Source organism: Microbacterium sp. Bi98, from assembly GCF_918698045.1.
GTDB lineage: Bacteria > Actinomycetota > Actinomycetes > Actinomycetales > Microbacteriaceae > Microbacterium.
In genome coordinates, this window is the sequence record NZ_CAKKLK010000017.1 from 1 (window position 1) to 18,704 (window position 18,704).

Consider the following 18,704-nt stretch of genomic DNA (forward strand, 5'->3'; position numbering starts at 1 on the left):
AAGAGACAGGCCCATCAGCGTGCCCAGCGCCCACCAGAGCGCGACGGACAGAAAGAACACCGCCATCAACGCGCCGTAACCTGCCGCGCCCATGAGGCTGGCACCCTTGGCGGATTTCGTTGCGGAATCCTTCAGCTCGGCTTTCGCGAGCGCCATCTCCTGTCGCATGAGGGTCGAGATGTCGCGCGACACCTCACCGAGCAACTCTCCGAGCGACGTCGAGGCCGCCTTCGCTTCAGACGGTGTGGGATCGGTCATAATCGCCCTCCCCCAGGATGTTCGGCCGGGTCGACGCGGTCTGGGCGTACAGCGGGGTCGCACTGACGTCACTTGTCATCGAACCCACCGGAACCGGAATCGAGGGGTCAGGATGCACCTCTCTCGGTGCGGGAGCTGGGGTCGAGGTTGAAGTCGAGTCCTTATCGTCGGAGGCGTTCGCGGCAAGAGCGCGGGTGAGCCTGCCGACCACGATTCCTGCGACGGCAGCAGCCAGGATGAATGTGCCGGGCTTGCGGCGCGCGAAGCGCTTGACCTCAGTCAGTACAGAGCCGGGGTCGCGGTCTCCCAGCCAGGCAGCTGCAGCGGACAGACGCCCGGACACCTGCTGTACGAGATCGCCAGCGATCCCTGATCCATCAGAGTTCGCGGCCATCGTGTCGAGCTCGTCGCTGACGGAGCGCAGCCCTCCGGCGAGGCGCTGTTGCTGGGTGTGAGCCTGCTCGCTCAACTCTCGCTGTGTCTGCGCGAACAGGTCTTTGGCCTGCGCCTTCGCCTCTGTCGCGACGCTGACCGCCTCCTCCTTCGCTGCGCCCAGAACATCCTTCGCCTGGCCGGTCGCAACGTTTTTCAGGTCAGCGGCTTCATGCTTCGCCGCATCGACCTTTCCCGACGAGCCCTGGGGTGGCACGTCCGAGCCGCTAGGGCTGGTCGTCTCAAAACTGTCCGACATGAGTGCTCCTTTTCGCGGACCGATCCAAGCGGACCGGTGGCAACCGTTATAGGCCGCAACGATGGGCTCACGAGGGGCCTTGCCACCGCTAGGCTTACGGTGTAAACCTCTCCCCCGCGGTCCGACGATGCTGACCTCCAACCCGTCGCACACATCACGGCCCGACGCCGAGCCGCGCGAGCGCCGCGCGCAGTACGGCTCAACGAGCAAAGGACCTCCTGCAAGATGGGCACACTTCACTACGGCGGATCCGACGATCCCATCCACATCGAGGAACGCGCTCTTGCGCACCTGAAAGTCGTCATCGCGACGAAACTGCGCCGTCAGGAGTCCTTCACGCTGTCGTGGCGACACCCAGAGGGCGATCCTGAGGGTCGCAGCACGATCTGGCTCCACCCATCGATTCCGATGCGATTTACGTTCGACGAGCCGGAAGCTCCGCGCCTGAACGTGAAGTGGGTCGAAGCACTTATGCACTCGGCCAACAGCTCCGGGGGCATCACGCTCGTCGATGAGGTACTTGAGACTCCGGAAGAGTGACCAGCTAGAGCCTGACAGCGTCGCTGAACTCGGCGCGAACGCGCGAGCGCTCCGCGCCGACGCCACGAAACTCACGGACATGACCGCCGTCATCGACGAGATCCGCGCAGAATGCGGACGCCTTGACGTGGTGTTCGCGAACGCGGGCGCCGTCTGGCAGGACACGATCGACGCGCTCTCGGAGGAGAACCTCGACAAGGGACTCGAAGTAGACCTCAAGGGCACCATCTTCACGGTGCAGGCATCGCTCGGGCTGCTGACCTCCGGCGGGGCAATCCTCGTGAACACGTCCATCACGCAAGACATGGGCGTGCCGGGGATCGGTGTCTACGCCGCAGCAAAGGCAGGACTCCGGAGCCTCGTCCGCACGTGGTCCAACGAACTCCGCGACAAGAACATTCGCGTCAACGCCATCTCCCCCGGCAACATCCAGACCGACATCCTCGAGAAGATGATGGGCACCGAAGGCGCAGCCGACTACATCCGGCGGGTCGCGGCTCAGATCCCCTCGGGCCGTATCGGCCAGCCTGAAGACATCGGAAATGCGGTCGTATTCCTGGCCTCGGACGAAGCCACGTTCGTCAACGGCACCGAGCTGACCGTGGACGGCGGACAGACCCAGATCTACGCAGGCACCCTCTGAGACAGCTCGGCTCGGTTCGGGGCCCCTCATCTCAGAGCGAGCCCCGAACCGAACCCCCATCAAGGGCAGGAACACGCAATGTTCAAGACCATCTCCATCTGGTCCGCGCCGCAGCCAGCAGACCAGGCGGCCTTCGAGGACTACTACCTGAGCGTTCACACCCCGCTCGCCGCTCGCGTTCCGGGGCTTATCCGGTTCGAGAGCACGCTCACGACAAACGAGATCGCCGGCGTGACTCCGGCGTTCTACCGCGTCGCTGAGCTCTATTTCTCGAGCGCTGAGGAGTTCCTCGAGGCGACCGAGACACAGGAGTGGGCAGATCTGAATGAGGATGCCGGCTACATCATCGGCAGGTTCGGTATGACGATCCAGAGTGCTCTAGGCACTCCGAGCGATGTCGAGCTCGCGCCTCATGCTCCGATTCCCCCGGCGCAGTCGGTGCTTCGGAGCGCGTAGGCGCGAAATATGCACCAAAAATGCACCACGCCCCACTCCAGATACGGAAAAACCCCCGATTTCTCGGGGGTTTCCATGGCGGTGACGGTGGGATTTGAACCCACGGTAGGGATTAACCTACACAACATTTCGAGTGTTGCACCTTCGGCCGCTCGGACACGTCACCGCGGACTAGCTTACGACAACCCGCGCCACGGCGCGAATCGAGCAGTCAGGCGAGTACCGGCGCGGGCTTTTGTCCGGTTGCGCTCCCCGTCGGCCATCGAGCCGCCTGGTTAGGATGGCCTAAGGCACCGGGCACGGAGGGGACGCAATGGGCTTCATCACATCAGAGGCGCTGGCTGAGACTGGCTACGTGGTGCTCGACGACCACGACCAGGCGTCCGACCCTGCCGAGTGGCTTGATCTCGAGTACATCGGCTGGCGCTCATCCGGCGTCACCCGCTTCGCGCCGCTCGCGAGCTATGCCGGCGCGATCGAGTGCAACGGCTTCTGGAACCACACCCCGCCCCGCACCGACAAGGACGGCGTCTGGATCGAATCGCAGGTCGCGATCGCCCCGACCCTGCAGCGGCGCGCCCTCGAACCAGGTGCCGGAGTGGGCCGATGCCGCGTCATCGAGCTGCAGCCCAACGAGTACGCGGATGCCGTCTACAACCTGCACCAGGACGACAACAACCGCCTCAACGAAGACGGCACCGGCTGGGTCGTGCGCGGCTACTACAACCTCTCCGACGACACCGACTCGCTGCTCCTGCTGCGCTCCGACCGGTTCGACCCCGCGACCGAGATCCGCCTGCCGCTGCGCGAGGGCTCCCGCATCATCGTCGACACCCAGCGCTTCTGGCACGCGGTCTGGCACCGGGGCACCGCCCCGCGCTACGCCCTCATCACGTCGTGGACCTCGGGCCCCGAGCTCGACGCCTACATCGAGGCCAACCACGGCGACCCGCGCCCGGCCACCGTCGCGCTCGAGCCGCAGCTCGTCGACGACGCGCAGATCGAACTGCACCGACGCATCGAGGAGCGCCGCCGCGTCTTCGAGGCCCAGGGCATCGTGATGGAGCCGCGCGCAGACCTCAACGTCTGATTCGCGATCCCGGAGCGCCCCGCCCCGGTAGCGTCCGCCCACTCCGTCGACTGACCGTCTGCAGGGCCGAAGCACGTCTGCAGGACCAGAGCCCGGTTCTCGACCCGGCATCCATGCCCAGGTCCAGCAAACGGACGCTATGCACGGAGAACTTCGCCGCCGCAGCGAGCACACCTTCGGACCCCGAGACCGACACACCGGACGGGACGACGGATGCCACGGCGCGGCGCCCCCATCATCCGAACTTGTGCCAGCACGCCAGACCCACGGACGGGGACGACGGCCCCCTGACTCACCCCGAAACCGCGCGCCCGTCTTCCAACCTGACGACCCGGTCAACGGTTCCCGCAGGTGGAGCGACATGCGAGATCAGCAGTACCGACTGCTCCCCCGCCGCCTGCAGCAGATCACGCAGCAGAGCATCGGATGCGTCCGGGTCGACTCCCGCCGTCGGCTCGTCGAGCACGAGCACCGGGAAGCCGCGCAGCAGAGCTCGAGCCAGGGCGATGCGCTGCGCCTGACCGCCCGACACGAGGCCACCACGGTCGCCGACTCGCGCATCCAGTCCCCCACGCTCGCGCACCCACGAGCCGAGTCCGACTCTGTCGAGCACGGCGAGCAGCTCGTCGTCGGTCGCCGAGTCACGGGCGAACAGCAGATTCTGCCGGATGTCCTCGTCGAACAGCTGCGGACTCTGCTCGCACAGCCCGATCGTGCGGCGTAGCGCAGGACCCGAGAGCGCCGATGCATCCATGCCGCCGACGGAATACTCACCCTCGACCCGCAGGAATCCGACGAGCGCTGCGGCCAGCGAGCTCTTCCCCGCACCGCTCGGTCCCGACACGAGCACACGCTCGCCCGGATGCAGATCGAGATCGACTCCGCGCAGCGCGGGCGCCCCGCCCGGCCACCACGCCCGTACGCCTCGCAGCCGCAGCGCGGGAACGCCGTCGATCTCGGCATCGTCACCATCGTCGGACCGCAACTCGGAGGGCACCTCGGAAGGAAGCACGTCGTCGATGCGCTCGGCGCTCGACCGCACACTGCGCCAGGATGCCGCGGCGATCGGCACGGCGCCGAACACCTCGAACACGACCATGGGCACCAGCACGGCGACGGCCAGCCACGGGCCGTCGATCGCGCCGGTCTGCAGGCCCGGCGCCGCGACAGCCAGCGCCCAGACCGATGCGGCGCCCGCCACCGCAGAGACGGCCCCCGCCGCGATCGCCTGTGCCAGCGACGCTGTGCCGACGGCGCGGCGGAGCTCGGCATCCGCCTGCCGCACCCGCTCGCGGGCCTGCGGCTCTGCTCCGTAGGTGAGCAGCACGTCGAGCGAGCCGAAGTAGTCGGTGAGCGCCGCCGACAGGTCGCCTCGACGACGCGAGACAGCGGCCTCGGCGCGCGACCCGAACAGCCACCCGAGTCCGATCGCCGCGGCTGCGGCGATCACCAGACAGGCGGCCAGGGTCAGGGCAGCCGGTAGCGACACGAACGCGAGGAACCCCACTGCACCGAGCGCCACGAGCCCCGCCACCGCGAGCGGCTGAACCACGCGCAGCGGCAGGTTCTGCAGATTCTCGACGTCGTCGACCAGAGCCGACAGCACCCGCCCGCGGTCGGTGCGTCCGAGTCCGGCAGGCGACAGCGGAGTCAGCCGCCGCACCATGTCGGCGCGGGTCGACGCGAGCTGCCGCAGCGCCGCGTCGTGTCCGCTCAGCCGCTCGAGATACCGGGTGACGGCGCGCGAGACCGCGAAGAACCGCACGCCCACCACGGCGATCGACAGCGGCACGAGCGAGTCGACGATCGAGGCGCTGACGATGAGCCAGCCGCTCACTGCGAGCAGGCTCACCGCGGCCCCCGCCGACAGGAAGCCCCAGATCGCGCCCGGGAGGAAGCGACGAAGCGGCGGTTGCGCGAGACGCAGGATGCCGCGCACACGCGCGGCGGAGCTGGCGCCGCTCACACGCCCACCCCCAGTTCGACGACCTGATCGGCCACGTCCCGTGCCGACCGGCGGTGCGAGACGAGCAGCACCGTCGCCCCGGCATCCGCCCTCGCACGCAGTGAGTTCCACAGACGCTGCTCGGTCTCCGGGTCCAAGGCACTGGACGGTTCATCGAGCGCCAGCACGGCGTCGGGGCGCTGCGCCTGGCGATACAGCGCCCGCGCGACCGCGACCCGCTGCGCCTGTCCGCCCGAGAGCCCGCTGCCCTGCACACCCAGCTCGAGCGCAGGGTCGAGGTCGTTCGCGCACGCCTCATCCAGGGCACGGCGGATGCCGTCGGCATCCGGTGCCGGATCCCCCAGCGCCACATTCGCGGCGATCGTGCCGCGACTCAGCTGAGGGCGCTGTCCGCTCCAGGCCAGCCACTCCGACGGCGCGCGACCTCGCACATCGACTCCGGCGACCGCAGCCGAGCCTTCGAACTCGACGGCACCGCGCAGAGCCGCGAGCAGACTCGACTTGCCTGCGCCGCTCGGCCCCTCGATCAGCGTGATGGTTCCCGGCTCGGCTGTGAACGAGACCGGCGGCAGATCGCGCACGCGCAGACCGGAGACGACGAGGTCTCGCGCGTCGCCCGTTCGCAATTCAGCATGAACACGGCCAAAATCAGCGCGCAGCTCTTCTCCCGACACCGTGCCACGGTTCCGTGCTGAATTGTGAACGCCGACCTCCCGAGCCCCGGCCGCGTCGAGCACCTCGAACACATCCTCGGTCGCCGCAACCCCCTCGGCTGCCGCATGGAACTGCACTCCGACCTGGCGGATCGGCAGGAACGCCTCGGGCGCGAGCAGCAGCACGAACAGTCCGACCTCGAGCGACAGGTCACCCGACAGCAGCCGGAAGCCCACCGCCACGGCGATGAGCGCCACCGCGAGCGAGGCCAGCAGCTCCATCGCGAAGCCCGACAGGAACGAGAACCGCAGCACCTTCATGGTCTCGCGGCGGTAGTCCTCGGCCGTCTGCTCGATCTGCGCAGCGGCGCGGCGCTCACGTCCGAAGAGGCGCAGCGTCGAGAGGCCCTGCACGGTGTCGGCGAACCGCGCGGCGAGCCGCTGCAGCGTCTGCCACTGCTTGCGCTGCACCGTGCGGGTGGCGATGCCGATGAGGATCAGGAACAGCGGGATGAGCGGCAGCGTGATGACCGCGGTCAGCCCGCTCGGCCAGTCCTGCCACCACATCACGGCCACCAGAACCGGCGTCGCGATGACCGTCAGCACCAGCTGCGGGATGTACCGGGCGAAGTACGAGTCGAGAGCTTCGAGCCCGTGTCCCGCGGTGACGGCGAGCTCCGCCTGATTGCGCTGCGCGAGCCAGCTCGGCCCGAGGCGACCGACGGCGCCGATCAACGCGGCGCGCAACTGCATCCCCGTCTTCGCCGCGGCGCGGGTCCCGGCGGCATCCGAGGCCGCGATCAGCACCCCACGCAGTGCCGCGAGCCCGAGCAGCCACAGCAGCGATGCCGTGACGTCGCGGCCGGCGAGCGCGCCGGTGACGGCATCCGTCAGCATCCAGGCGAACGCGATCGTCACCGCCGTCTGAGCGACACCGATCAGGGCCGAAGCCAGCAGGAATCCGCGCGCCGCGGCGGCATACCGCAGCAGTCGAGGGTCGACGGGCTTCATCGCGCCATCTCCGCAGCGAGGGCCCGACAGGTCGCTCCGGTCGCAGTTCGTGCCGCTCCCCGATCAGAGAGGCGGCACGAACTGCGACCGGAGCAGAAGTCGTGTCTCACGCGTGCGCCGGAGCCCCCTCGATCGAGCTGCGGGTGACGCGCTTGCGGAAGATCCAGTACGTCCAGGTCTGGTACGCGAGCACCAGCGGCAGGGCGATCAGGGCGGTCCAGCTCATGATCGTCAGCGTATACGGCGTGCTCGAGGCGTTCTCGATCGTGAGGCTGAAGGCCGGGTCGATCGTCGACGGCATCACGTAGGGGAACAGCGCCGCGAACAGCATCACGACAGCGGATGCCACGGTGACGGCGCCCGCCGTGAAGGCCCGTCCGTCACGTCCGCGCATCGAGAAGAGCACCGACGCGATCAGGGCGAGCGCGGCGACGAGACCGCATCCGATGACCATCAGCATGAGCGGAGACTCACGATCCCAGGCGATGCCGATCGTCCAGAGCACGGTGCCAGCGGCGGCGAGCACCGTCGGCCCGGCGGCGAGCTTGACCAGACGACGAGCGTCCGCGTGCACCTGGCCGTCGGTCTTGAGCGAGACGAACAGCACGCCGTGCAGGAAGAACAGCAGCAGCGTCGTGATGCCGACGAGCAGCGAATACGGGTTCAGCAGTGCGAAGAACCCGCCCACGTAGATGTGGTTCTCGTCGATCGCCACGCCCTGCACGATGTTGCCGAACGCGACACCCCACAGCAGCGCGGGCACGGCCGAGCCGATCACGATCATCCGGTCGAAGCCGCGCTTCCACTGAGCGCCCTCACGCTGGTGCCGGTACTCGAACGACACCCCGCGCAGGATCAGCGCGAGCAGGATCAGCAGCAGCGGCAGGTAGAACCCGCTGAACAGCGTCGCGTACCACTCGGGGAACGACGCGAACAGGCAGGCGCCGGCGACGATCACCCAGGTCTCGTTGAGATCCCAGATGGGGCCGATCGTGTTGATGACCTGGCGACGCGAGACGTCGTTCTTACCGAGGAACGGCAGCGACATGCCCACGCCGAAGTCGAACCCGTCGAGCACGAAGTAGCCGACGAAGAGGAAGGCGACGATCCAGAACCACATGTATTCCATGACTGATCCCTTTCTCAGTACACGACGGACGGCAGCTGGGCCGTCTCCTCGTGGGGCTGCTCTTCGGTGTCCGGACCCTTCTGGGCCGCACGGATGATGAGGCGGATCTCGACCACGGCGAGCGCGGCGTAGATCGCGGTGAAGGCGATCAGCGAGATCAGCACCTCGACGCCGCTGACGCCCGGCGAGACGCCGTCCTGCGTGGTCATGAGTCCGAAGACGATCCAGGGCTGCCTGCCCATCTCGGTGAAGACCCAGCCCATGATGTTGGCGACGAGCGCGAGCGGGAACGACCAGATCGCGAGCTTCCACATCCACGGCGCCGGCGGGTTCTTTGCGCCCTTGCGGGTGACCCAGAGGCCGACCACGGCGACGAGGGCGGCGGCCATGCCGAGGCCGATCATCCAGCGGAACGCCCAGTACGTGACCCAGAGGATCGGAGCGAACTCGGTGAGTCCGGTGTCGGCGAAGGTGGTGGCGTACTCGGCGTTGAGGTCGTTGATGCCGTGCACGCACGCGTCGAACGTGTGGGTCGACAGCAGCGACAGCAGGTACGGCACGCGGATCGAGAACAGCTCGGAGCTGCCGTCGGGGGTGCCCAGCGTGAAGAGGCTGAAAGAGGCATCCGGGCCGCACACCGTGTTGAAGGTCGCCTCGGCGGCCGCCATCTTCATCGGCTGAGCCGCATACATCGCGAGGCCCAGCTGATCACCCGTGAGCACGACCCCGGCGGTCGAGAAGATCATCGCCCACAGGCCGAACTTCAGCGAGATGCGCATGGTGTCGAAGTGCTGTCCGCGTGCCAGGTGCCAGGCCGAGACCGAGATCACGACGCCGGCGGCGAACATCAGCGCGCCGAAGATGGTGTGCGGGAAGGCGGCGAGCGCGACCGGGTTGGTCAGCAGCGCCCAGAAGTCGGTGAGCTCGGCGCGGTTGGTCTCGGGGTTGAAGACGTACCCGACCGGGTTCTGCATGAAGGCGTTCGCGGCGATGATGAAGTACGCCGAGAGGATGCTGCCGATCGAGACGCACCAGATCGTGGCGAGGTGCAGCTTCTGCGGCAGCTTGTCCCATCCGAAGATCCAGAGGCCGATGAACGTGGCCTCGAAGAAGAAGGCGAGCAGCCCCTCGAACGCGAGCGGGGCGCCGAAGACGTCGCCGACGAAGCGCGAGTAGTCCGACCAGTTCATGCCGAACTGGAACTCCTGCACGATGCCCGTCACGACGCCCATGGCGAAGTTGATGAGGAAGATCTTGCCGAAGAACCGGGTGAGGTGCAGGTACTGCACCTTGCCGGTGCGCACCCACGCGGTCTGGAAGATCGCGGCGACGAGCGCCATGCCGATCGTCAGCGGCACGAACAGGTAGTGATAGACGGTCGTGAGACCGAACTGCCATCGAGACAGGACCAGCGGGTCCAACCATTCCATGAGCCACTCCTTCTTCCGTGCCCTGGGTGCCACGCTAACGACGGGCCTGCCGCCCCCGATGGGCCGCCGACCGTGAATAAGGCAGATGCGCGCCTAGGCGGCGGACATCTCCGTCAGACGCAGCTGCACGGTGCAGTCCGCCGGCAGGGCGGAGGTGCGAACGGCCTCGGCGGCGAGCGGCCCACCGGCTTCGGTGAGCACCCCCTGCATGAGGCCGAGGTGCACGGAGCACAGCATCGGACGGTCTTCGGCGCGACCCGCGGCATGCGGGCACGGGCTGAGATCGACGGTGAGCTGCTCGTCATCGACGACGGGCTCGAAGCCGCTCTCCTCCAAGTGTTCGATCAGGGCGTCCAGCTGGTAGGTCGCATCGCGACCGAGAGAGGATGCCGACGCAGGCAGGACCCGACGCAGCAGATCGCCGCGGACGGCGGCCGCCTTCGCCTTGTTGCGGGCGATGGGACTCGAGGCATCCGCTGCACCGGTCACTGCGCTGTACAGCGTGCGCGGACGGCCGCGAGTGGTGCGGCGCTCACTGGCCTGGATGACGTAGCCGCCTTCGATGAGGCGCTGCAGGTGCTCGCGAACAGTGTTGGGATGCAGGCCGGTGGCCTCGCACAGCTCGCCGATCGTGCGCTCCCCGCGGGTCCGCACGGGTCCGCCGTCGTGCTCGGCGTCGCCATCGATGCGGGGGCCGCCTTCGAACAGCGCGTGCAGGATCTGCACTCGCGAGAAGGTCGAGATCGGCCCGCAGACGGGCCCGCCGTTGGCCATGGATCCAGTATCCCGCGGGGGCTCGGCGCCATGGGGTGGTTCGGCCGTGAATAATGCCCCAGGCGATAGGGATGTCTGATCTCGGCGATAGCCTGGCTGCATGGCCACCCGAAAACCCGCTGCTCCTGCGTACATCTGCACCGAATGCGGGTGGACGACCGCCAAGTGGGTGGGTCGCTGCGCCGAGTGCCAGCAGTGGGGAACCGTGCAGGAGCAGGGCACCCAGACGGGCATCCTGAGCCGGATCACGCCGCTCGCGCCGACCGCGGCGAAGGCCGCGCGACCCATCACGCAGATCACCACCGAAGACGCTCCACGTCGCACGAGCGGGGTCGGCGAGTTCGACCGCGTGCTCGGCGGGGGCATCGTTCCCGGCGCGGCGATTTTGCTCAGCGGAGAGCCGGGTGTGGGCAAGTCGACGCTGCTGCTCGAGGTCGCCGCTCAAGCCGCCCGCTCCGGCCGTCGGGTGCTCTATGCGAGCGCCGAGGAGTCTCCGGCACAGGTGCGCCTGCGCGCCGAGCGCACAGGCGCGCTGCACGACGAGCTCTACCTGGCGAGCGAGACCGACCTCGCGACGATCCTCGGCCACATCGACGAGGTCGCCCCGCAGCTCGTGATCGTCGACTCGGTGCAGACCGTGTCGTCGTCGCTCATCGACGGCGCGGCCGGTCAGCCGAGCCAGGTCCGAGAAGTGGCGGCCACGCTGATCCGCGTCGCGAAGGACCGCGGGCTGCCCGTCATCCTCGTCGGGCACGTGACGAAAGACGGCACCGTCGCCGGGCCGCGCGTGCTCGAGCATCTCGTCGACGTCGTCTGCCACTTCGAGGGCGACCGTCAGACGTCGCTGCGTTTCATCCGCGCGCTGAAGAATCGCTTCGGTCCGACCGACGAGGTCGGCTGCTTCGAGATGACGGGTGCGGGCATCTCCGAGGTGCCCGACCCGTCCGGTCTCTTCCTCTCACAGGGTGCCACCGAGCCGGGAACCTGCGTCGCGATCTCGCTCGAGGGCCGCAGGGCGCTGCCGGTCGAGGTGCAGGCGCTGACGATCACCACCACCGCGCCGAATCCCCGTCGGGTGGTGCACGGACTCGACTCGTCGCGTGTGGCGATGGTGCTCGCGATCCTCGAACGCCGCGCCGGCATCAAGACGAGCAACCTCGACGTCTACGTCTCGACCGTCGGCGGGGTGCGTTTCACCGAGCCTGCGGCCGACCTCGCGATCGCGATCGCTGTGGCGGGGTCGATCCAGCAGATCTCGGTGCCTCGCACGGTCGCCGCCGTCGGAGAGCTCAGCCTCGCCGGCGAGATCCGCCCCGTCACCCAGTCGGCGCAGCGTCGGTCCGAGGCGTCGCGGCTGGGCTACGACCAGGTGGTCGACGACCGCTCGAAGACGCTGCGTGCGGCGCTCAACGACGTGCGTGCGCGGAACACGAGCAGGCGCAGCGAAGCCGACATCCCGCCGTTCTGAGCTCGCGGCGATGAGCGCCTGTCCCGCGCTCAGCCGGGTCGAACACCGTCAAGCGGGCCACTTCCGCACCGCACCGCACGCGGGGCCACTTCCGCACCGCACCGCAGCGCCATGCGGGGCCACTTCCGCACCGCACCGCAGCGCCATGCGGGGCCACTTCCGCACCGCACCGTCAAGCGGGGCCACTTCCACACCCCAAACGGGCGATCGGGATGCGAAACTGACCCCGCACAGACCATCCGGTGCGAAAGTGACCCGGCACGGGCCGCGGGGCCTGCGCCGGTCGCCTGGGCGAGCGAGCTCGCGCCGCTACTCAGGCGTCGAGGGCCTTGAGCAGCTCTTCGGGCGAGGCTTGCATCGGGTGCGGTCCCGCGATGTCGAGGAATACCGTGGTGATCGGGTGCGCGCCGAGGAACTTCCGCAGCCACTCAGCGCTGTAGATGCCGACCCCTGGCGGGAGGTTCGCCGGCTTGTTCTTGGCATCGCTGAACAGCAGCAGCGCCAGATCGCCCGAGTTGGGGTCGCGATAGGTCCAGACCTCGCCACTGTCGAGAGGGTTGTCGCGGGCGCCGGGCTTCACGAGCGGCACGACCGTGGTGCCGTGGCGCAGTGCGAGAGCGACCGCGGCGATGTCCTGCTTCTCCAACGCCTGGGCGAGGGCATCCGACCGGAAATCCTCAGGTGCGGGCTTGCTCTTCGCGGATTTCGACTTCTTCGCTGCCATGCATCCAGCATATTCAGCGGATGCCGCAGCGCGGTCCGAAACCGAGCCGGGAGAAGAAAGGGGCCCTCTCGAGTCATCCATTGGGGACTGGGGTACTCGAGAGGGCCCACGGACCCTCGGGCGGCATGTCGAAGCGCTGGGGACGCTGTGCTCGACGCCACTGGGGATGGCATGCGCCGCAAGTCTGCGAGGGTCACTCCAATGGTATCCCAAAGAAACAGCAGTGTCACCCGAAACTGAGTGCAGGACTGTATTCAAGACCTTTGGCTAGTTTTTGCCTCAATACAGGAGGATCTGCTTCGTCGTCGTGCCCTTGAAGCCGCCGATCTCGACAGCGACGTGATACGACGCTCCGCCGCCGGGAGCTCGCGGCCGATTCTCGTCCGCGCAGGTCTCGACGCTCGACCGCGTGCGGTCCCAGGTGACCGGCACCTTGCTCGTCACGGTCGCGCCGGCGGTGAGCGTGGCGACCATGCTGCTCGGGTTCTCCTGGCAGTCGGTCGACGTCCACCAGACATCGGTGCCGCTCGACACCGTCATCCGCTGAGTCGTCGACCCCACGTCGATCGCGCAGTCGGTCGACCCGCGGTTCGTCAGCGAGATCGACAGCTGCGGCAGCACGCCGGGATCGTACGAATCGGCATCCGTCACGGCAGCCACCTCGACGTCCTTGGCCTCGCACGCGACGATCCCGGGCGTCTCATCGGCCGACGGCTCAGGCGACGGCGACTCGGCTGCGGGTGGCTCGGAGGTCGTGGCATCCGGCGACGGGGATCCCGGGGCCGAGGCGCTCGGCGAGGGCGTCGCCTCGGCGGCGCTGGCCCACGGGCGTGCCAGGAGCAGCCACACCGCGGCGCCGATGACGGCGACGAGCAGGATCGCCGCGACGAGGGTCACCAATCGTCGGCGACGATAGACGGCGGCGGAGTGGCGAGGCATTGATTCAGGTTAGTTGAGGCTCTTCAGCATCCTGGTGTTGCCGAGCGTGTTCGGCTTGACATGCGCGAGATCGAGGAACTCCTCGACACCCGCGTCGCCGCTGCGCAGCAGCTGAGAGTAGACGTCGGGGTCGACGACCTGTTCGCCGATGATCGAGTATCCGCGGCGACCGAAGAAGTCGACCTCGAAGGTCAGGCAGAACAGTCGGCTGAGCCCGAGCTCGCGAGCCTGCTCCTCGAGCGCGCCGACGATCGCGCCGCCGACGCCGTGGTGCAGCCAGTCCCCGCGGACCATGAGGGTGCGCACCTCGCCGAGGTCCTCCCAGAAGACGTGCAGCGCACCGCATCCGATCAGCTCGCCGTCGGCTTCGGCCACGACGAACTCCTGCACGGCGCCGTAGAGCACAGCGAGATCCTTGCCGAGCAGGATGCGCTGCTCGACCATCGGCTGCAGGAGGTTCCGGATGCCGATGATGTCGGCGCTGCGCGCAGGCCGGACGATGTACTCGCTCACACCGTCAAGCCTAGAACCCGTCACCTCCCCAGACCCTGAGCGAGCCCGGAATGCCGGAGTGCTGGAGTCCCCCGGACATGCAGAAGGGGCGGATGCCACAGCATCCGCCCCTTCTGTGATCAGGTCACTCCCCGCTGGCGACCGCCAGGTCGGGGGTGCCGGAGATCGCTCCACCGGTGTTGACGCCGACCGCGACCTTCTCGCCACGGGGACCGTGCTCGAAGAGGAACTCGCCGTCCTTCGCGTCGACCTTCACGTGGTCGCCGGGGTTCAGCTCGCCGTGCAGGATCTTCTCGGACAGACGGTCCTCGACCTCGTGCTGCATCGCGCGACGCAGCGGACGGGCACCGAGCGCCGGGTCGAACCCGATCTCGATGAGACGCTCCTTGGCGGCCTGCGAGAGCTCGATCGTCATGTCGCGGTCGAGCAGACGCTCGCCGAGGCGCTTCGTGAACAGATCGACGATCTGCACCAGCTCTTCCTTCGACAGCTGCGGGAACACGATGATGTCGTCGACACGGTTGAGGAACTCGGGCTTGAAGTTGCGCTTGAGCTCTTCGTTGACCTTGCCCTTCATCCGCTCGTAGTTCGTCGAGTTGACGCCCTCGATCTGGAATCCGACCGGACCACCGGCGATGTCACGCGCACCGAGGTTGGTGGTCATGATGATGACGGTGTTCTTGAAGTCGATCACGCGGCCCTGACCATCGGTCAGGCGACCCTCTTCGAGGATCTGCAGCAGCGAGTTGAAGATGTCCGGGTGGGCCTTCTCGATCTCGTCGAACAGCACCACGCTGAACGGCTTGCGGCGCACCTTCTCGGTGAGCTGGCCGCCCTCTTCGAATCCGACGAATCCGGGAGGGGCACCGAACAGACGCGAGACGGTGTGCTTCTCACCGAACTCGCTCATGTCGAGCGAGATAAGAGCCGCTTCGTCGTCGAACAGGAACTCGGCGAGCGCCTTGGCGAGCTCGGTCTTTCCGACACCCGTGGGGCCGGCGAAGATGAACGAGCCCGAGGGACGCTTCGGGTCCTTGAGGCCGGCGCGCTGACGGCGGATCGTCTTGGAGAGCGCCGCGATGGCCTCTTCCTGACCGATGACGCGCTGGTGCAGCGCCTTCTCCATGAAGACGAGTCGCGAGGACTCCTCTTCCGTCAGCTTGAAGACCGGGATGCCGGTGGCCTGTGCGAGCACCTCGGCGATCAGGCCCTCGTCGACGACCGCAGCGGTCGCGACGTCACCCGAACGCCACTGCTTCTCGAGGCGCAGGCGCTCGGCGAGGAGGCTCTTCTCCTCGTCGCGCAGCGATGCGGCCTTCTCGAAGTCCTGGTCCTCGGACGCGACTTCCTTCTGCTCGCGGACCTTGGCGATCTTCTCGTCGAATTCGCGCAGCTCGGGCGGGCTCGACAGGATGCTGAGGCGCAGGCGTGCGCCGGCCTCGTCGATCAGGTCGATGGCCTTGTCGGGCAGGAAGCGGTCCGACACGTAGCGGTCGGCGAGGTTCGATGCCGCGACGATCGCGCCGTCGGTGATCTGCACCTTGTGGTGCGCCTCGTACCGGTCGCGCAACCCCTTGAGGATGTTGATCGTGTGAGGGAGGCTCGGCTCGTTCACCTGGATCGACTGGAAGCGGCGCTCGAGAGCGGCATCCTTCTCGAAGTGCTTGCGGTACTCGTCGAGGGTGGTGGCGCCGATGGTCTGGAGCTCGCCACGTGCGAGGAGCGGCTTGAGGATGCTGGCCGCGTCGATCGCGCCCTCGGCGGCACCCGCACCCACGAGGGTGTGGATCTCGTCGATGAAGACGATGATGTCGCCGCGCGTGCGGATCTCCTTGGTGACCTTCTTGAGACGCTCTTCGAAGTCACCGCGGTAGCGGGAACCGGCGATGAGCGAGCCGAGGTCGAGCGAGTAGAGCTGCTTGTCCTTCAGCGTCTCGGGCACATCGCCCTTGACGATCGCCTGGGCGAGGCCCTCGACGACGGCGGTCTTGCCGACGCCGGGCTCGCCGATCAGGACGGGGTTGTTCTTGGAGCGGCGAGACAGGATCTGCATGACCCGCTCGATCTCCTTCTCGCGCCCGATGACCGGGTCGAGCTTGTTGTCGCGCGCGGCCTGCGTGAGGTTGCGGCCGAACTGGTCGAGCACCTGCGAGCCGCCCTGGGCGCTCGGGGTGTCGTTCGACTGCGCGCCGACGGCTGCCGGCTCGCGTCCGGGGGCACCCGAGAGCAGCTGGATGACCTGCTGGCGGACCTTGTTCAGGTCGGCGCCGAGCTTGACGAGGACCTGGGCTGCGACACCCTCGCCCTCGCGGATGAGGCCGAGCAGGATGTGCTCGGTTCCGATGTAGTTGTGACCGAGCTGCAGGGCCTCGCGGAGGCTGAGCTCGAGCACCTTCTTGGCGCGCGGCGTGAACGGGATGTGACCGGTGGGCTGCTGCTGGCCCTGACCGATGATGTCCTGCACCTGCTCGCGGACGGCGTCAAGGGAGATGCCGAGGCTTTCGAGCGCCTTGGCTGCGACACCCTCACCCTCGTGGATGAGGCCGAGCAGGATGTGCTCAGTGCCGATGTAGTTGTGGTTGAGCATCTTCGCCTCTTCTTGGGCGAGGACGACCACTCGACGGGCTCGGTCCGTGAATCTCTCGAACATGCTGTGACTCCTTATTCGCACGTGTTGTTCGACACTGGCGAAGACGCGTGAAGCGCTTGTACATCGAGAGTAACCACCGTGCGCAGGCAGTATGCCCGTGTTCGCCGTCGGCATAGTGCCGTGACCGCCGGTGACGCGTCTCCTGGACCACCGGGGTTGACGGACTTATCGACAGTCGTTATGTTAACGATTATCGGTAATGACGACTCTCGATAAGGAGTGGACGATGACCTCGACGAAGGACCGCACGATCTCTCGCGGCGATTCCGGAGCCCTGATCGGCTTCTGCATCGCAGGAGCACTGATCGCCGCCTACATCACGGTGTTCTCGATCATCCGCATCATCGAACTGGCTCGCGGGGTCGACGTGCCCGTGCTGGTCGAGTTCGTCGGCTCGACGGCGCCTGTCGAGCTGCCCCTCAGCACCGGCGACTCCATCACGGTCGGTCTCGACAGTGCGATCATCACCGCCCCGCAGCTTCCGGCGATCGCCGCCGTGCCCGGCATCATCGGGCAGGTCGCGCAGATCCTCACGATCGTCCTCGTCATCGGATGCCTGATCCTGCTGGCGCGGAGCGTGCTGACCGGCCGCGTCTTCAGCCGCCGCAACACCGCTCTCGTCGCGACCGCCGGGATCGCCGGCCTGGTCGGGTTCGCCACCGTGCGCTTCTTCGACAACATGCTGGCCAACGCGACGGTCGCCAGGATCACCGACAACGGGGTGGACAACGCCGTGATCAGCGTCGAGCCGTTCACGTTCGTCCTCGGGGCCTTCGTCCTCGCCCTCATCAGCACGGTCTTCGTGATCGGCGACCGGCTGCAGCGCGACACGGACGGGCTCGTCTGATGATGAGCACAACCACCGCGACACGTTCGCAGACCGCGGATGCGATCACCGTGATCCTCTTCGGCGCAGCCGCTCTGGTCGTGACCGCGATCAGCACCGTCCTCCGCGTGCTTGGAACCTTCCGAGATCAAGGTATCGCGTGGTCCATTCCGATCGACGAGCAGCCGATCGACGCGACCGTCGGCTCAGGATCCGCGTCGGTCGAGGGGATCGCTCGGGAGGCGATGGTGTTCGCCACCGGGGTGGACGCCGCTTCGACCGCAGCGATCATCGGCTCTCTCGTCCTCTGGGCGCTCGCCCCGCTGATCGTCATCGTCGGCGTGATGCTCGTCGCCTGGAACTTCCTCCGCGGACGCTTCTTCGTGCGGAGCAACGCACGGGCCTTCGACGCGATCGGCTGGACCCTCGTGCTCGCTCCGATGTTCGGAGTGCTGCTCGAGAAACTGGGGCTGAAGGGGGTGTCCGCTGCGGTGGGCATCGGCACGGGCGAGCCGGTGCATCCGATCGACTTCTGGTCCATCGTCCCGATCTTCGCGACCGGCGTCGCGGTGGGCCTCATCGCAGCAGCGTTCCGTCAGGGCATCCGCCTGCAGCGCACGAACGCGGCCCTCGAGGATGAGACTCGGGGTCTCGTATGAGCCCGGCGGAGAACGACGACGAGCTCACCGGCATCCACTGCCGACTCGACGAGCTGCTCGCCGAGCGAGGGATGACGCTGACCGAGCTGAGCGCACGCGTCGGGGTGAGCATCGTCAACCTGTCGGTGCTCAAGAACGACCGCGCGCGGGCGATCCGGTACTCGACCCTGCGCGCGATCTGCGACGCGCTCGACTGCGAGGTCGGCGACCTGCTGGTGCTCGCGTAGGGGGGACCGCGATGGGGGCTCCTGTTTCGATGACCGCCCTCGGGTGACGGCCGCGGG

Annotated in this window: 19 protein-coding genes and 1 tRNA gene; 8 read left to right on the plus strand and 12 right to left on the minus strand. The window is 67.6% G+C overall.

The genetic code is table 11. The features are described 5' to 3' along the window. Together LQZ85_RS16985 and LQZ85_RS16990 are read right to left on the minus strand one after the other, a co-directional pair. A partial coding sequence (locus LQZ85_RS16985; RefSeq protein ID WP_230101248.1) for a phage holin family protein occupies nucleotides 1-258 on the minus strand: 258 nt, incomplete at its 3' end. Then, complete coding sequence (locus tag LQZ85_RS16990; RefSeq protein WP_230101249.1) at nucleotides 236-949, minus strand: hypothetical protein; 714 nt, start codon at nucleotides 947-949, stop codon at nucleotides 236-238. The genes LQZ85_RS16985 and LQZ85_RS16990, both read right to left, overlap by 23 nt. 225 nt (nucleotides 950-1,174) lie before the next feature. On the opposite strand from LQZ85_RS16990, the gene LQZ85_RS16995 reads away from it, so the two are divergent. From LQZ85_RS16995 to LQZ85_RS17005, 3 genes are all read left to right on the plus strand, one after another. Beyond that, nucleotides 1,175-1,489: a hypothetical protein gene (locus tag LQZ85_RS16995; RefSeq protein WP_230101250.1), complete on the plus strand. Its 315-nt coding sequence runs from the start codon at nucleotides 1,175-1,177 to the stop codon at nucleotides 1,487-1,489. Further along, complete coding sequence (locus tag LQZ85_RS17000; RefSeq protein WP_230101251.1) at nucleotides 1,461-2,132, plus strand: SDR family oxidoreductase; 672 nt, start codon at nucleotides 1,461-1,463, stop codon at nucleotides 2,130-2,132. The genes LQZ85_RS16995 and LQZ85_RS17000 overlap by 29 nt, the downstream gene beginning before the upstream one ends. Before the next feature lie 78 nt (nucleotides 2,133-2,210). After that, the gene (locus LQZ85_RS17005; protein WP_230101252.1) at nucleotides 2,211-2,588 is read left to right on the plus strand and encodes an EthD family reductase; all 378 of its coding nucleotides are present in this window, start codon (nucleotides 2,211-2,213) and stop codon (nucleotides 2,586-2,588) included. A gap of 76 nt (nucleotides 2,589-2,664) precedes the next feature. On the opposite strand, the gene LQZ85_RS17010 is transcribed toward LQZ85_RS17005, so the two are convergent. Continuing rightward, nucleotides 2,665-2,754: transfer RNA gene (locus tag LQZ85_RS17010), tRNA-Ser, on the minus strand. 147 nt (nucleotides 2,755-2,901) lie between these two features. Here LQZ85_RS17010 and LQZ85_RS17015 point away from each other — a divergent pair. Continuing rightward, complete coding sequence (locus LQZ85_RS17015; protein WP_056279334.1) at nucleotides 2,902-3,678, plus strand: hypothetical protein; 777 nt, start codon at nucleotides 2,902-2,904, stop codon at nucleotides 3,676-3,678. Between the two features lie 292 nt (nucleotides 3,679-3,970). Here the strand turns inward: LQZ85_RS17015 and cydC are convergent, their stop codons facing one another. The 5 genes from cydC to LQZ85_RS17040 form a co-directional block, all read right to left on the minus strand. Continuing rightward, on the minus strand, nucleotides 3,971-5,644 hold the full coding sequence (gene cydC / locus LQZ85_RS17020) for a thiol reductant ABC exporter subunit CydC (protein WP_082586641.1): 1,674 nt from the start codon (nucleotides 5,642-5,644) through the stop codon (nucleotides 3,971-3,973). Then, nucleotides 5,641-7,308 carry a thiol reductant ABC exporter subunit CydD gene (gene cydD / locus LQZ85_RS17025; RefSeq protein WP_056279332.1) on the minus strand — a complete coding sequence of 556 codons (1,668 nt, stop codon included), beginning with the start codon at nucleotides 7,306-7,308 and terminating at the stop codon, nucleotides 5,641-5,643. The genes cydC and cydD overlap by 4 nt, the downstream gene beginning before the upstream one ends. 106 nt (nucleotides 7,309-7,414) lie before the next feature. Further along, nucleotides 7,415-8,437, minus strand: coding sequence for a cytochrome d ubiquinol oxidase subunit II (cydB, locus tag LQZ85_RS17030; protein ID WP_056279330.1), 1,023 nt, complete (start codon nucleotides 8,435-8,437; stop codon nucleotides 7,415-7,417). Between the two features lie 14 nt (nucleotides 8,438-8,451). After that, complete coding sequence (locus LQZ85_RS17035) at nucleotides 8,452-9,867, minus strand: cytochrome ubiquinol oxidase subunit I (RefSeq protein ID WP_053097727.1); 1,416 nt, start codon at nucleotides 9,865-9,867, stop codon at nucleotides 8,452-8,454. 93 nt (nucleotides 9,868-9,960) lie between these two features. After that, nucleotides 9,961-10,641: an ArsR family transcriptional regulator gene (locus tag LQZ85_RS17040; protein WP_056279328.1), complete on the minus strand. Its 681-nt coding sequence runs from the start codon at nucleotides 10,639-10,641 to the stop codon at nucleotides 9,961-9,963. Nucleotides 10,642-10,741: 100 nt separating this feature from the next. Here LQZ85_RS17040 and radA point away from each other — a divergent pair, with 100 nt between their 5' ends. After that, nucleotides 10,742-12,109, plus strand: a complete 1,368-nt coding sequence (gene radA, locus LQZ85_RS17045) for a DNA repair protein RadA (protein ID WP_056279326.1) — start codon at nucleotides 10,742-10,744, stop codon at nucleotides 12,107-12,109. A gap of 313 nt (nucleotides 12,110-12,422) precedes the next feature. Here the strand turns inward: radA and LQZ85_RS17050 are convergent, their stop codons facing one another. The 4 genes from LQZ85_RS17050 to LQZ85_RS17065 form a co-directional block, all read right to left on the minus strand. After that, on the minus strand, nucleotides 12,423-12,833 hold the full coding sequence (locus LQZ85_RS17050) for a hypothetical protein (protein WP_053097730.1): 411 nt from the start codon (nucleotides 12,831-12,833) through the stop codon (nucleotides 12,423-12,425). A 279-nt stretch (nucleotides 12,834-13,112) separates the two neighbouring features. Beyond that, the gene (locus LQZ85_RS17055; protein WP_056279324.1) at nucleotides 13,113-13,772 is read right to left on the minus strand and encodes a hypothetical protein; all 660 of its coding nucleotides are present in this window, start codon (nucleotides 13,770-13,772) and stop codon (nucleotides 13,113-13,115) included. Between the two features lie 9 nt (nucleotides 13,773-13,781). Next, nucleotides 13,782-14,285, minus strand: coding sequence for an amino-acid N-acetyltransferase (locus LQZ85_RS17060; protein WP_042539928.1), 504 nt, complete (start codon nucleotides 14,283-14,285; stop codon nucleotides 13,782-13,784). 124 nt (nucleotides 14,286-14,409) lie between these two features. Beyond that, nucleotides 14,410-16,935 carry an ATP-dependent Clp protease ATP-binding subunit gene (locus LQZ85_RS17065; protein ID WP_053097733.1) on the minus strand — a complete coding sequence of 842 codons (2,526 nt, stop codon included), beginning with the start codon at nucleotides 16,933-16,935 and terminating at the stop codon, nucleotides 14,410-14,412. 226 nt (nucleotides 16,936-17,161) lie between these two features. Between LQZ85_RS17065 and LQZ85_RS17070 the strand changes: the two genes are divergently transcribed. Genes LQZ85_RS17070 through LQZ85_RS17080 form a run of 3 tightly spaced genes read left to right on the plus strand, consistent with a single transcriptional unit; the run spans nucleotide 17,162 to nucleotide 18,647 of the window. After that, nucleotides 17,162-17,782: a DUF2975 domain-containing protein gene (locus tag LQZ85_RS17070; RefSeq protein WP_056279323.1), complete on the plus strand. Its 621-nt coding sequence runs from the start codon at nucleotides 17,162-17,164 to the stop codon at nucleotides 17,780-17,782. Between the two features lie 2 nt (nucleotides 17,783-17,784). Continuing rightward, nucleotides 17,785-18,420 carry a hypothetical protein gene (locus tag LQZ85_RS17075; RefSeq protein WP_056279321.1) on the plus strand — a complete coding sequence of 212 codons (636 nt, stop codon included), beginning with the start codon at nucleotides 17,785-17,787 and terminating at the stop codon, nucleotides 18,418-18,420. Beyond that, complete coding sequence (locus LQZ85_RS17080) at nucleotides 18,417-18,647, plus strand: helix-turn-helix transcriptional regulator (RefSeq protein WP_053097736.1); 231 nt, start codon at nucleotides 18,417-18,419, stop codon at nucleotides 18,645-18,647. Before LQZ85_RS17075 ends, LQZ85_RS17080 begins: the two co-directional genes overlap by 4 nt. Nucleotides 18,648-18,704 lie beyond the last annotated feature (57 nt).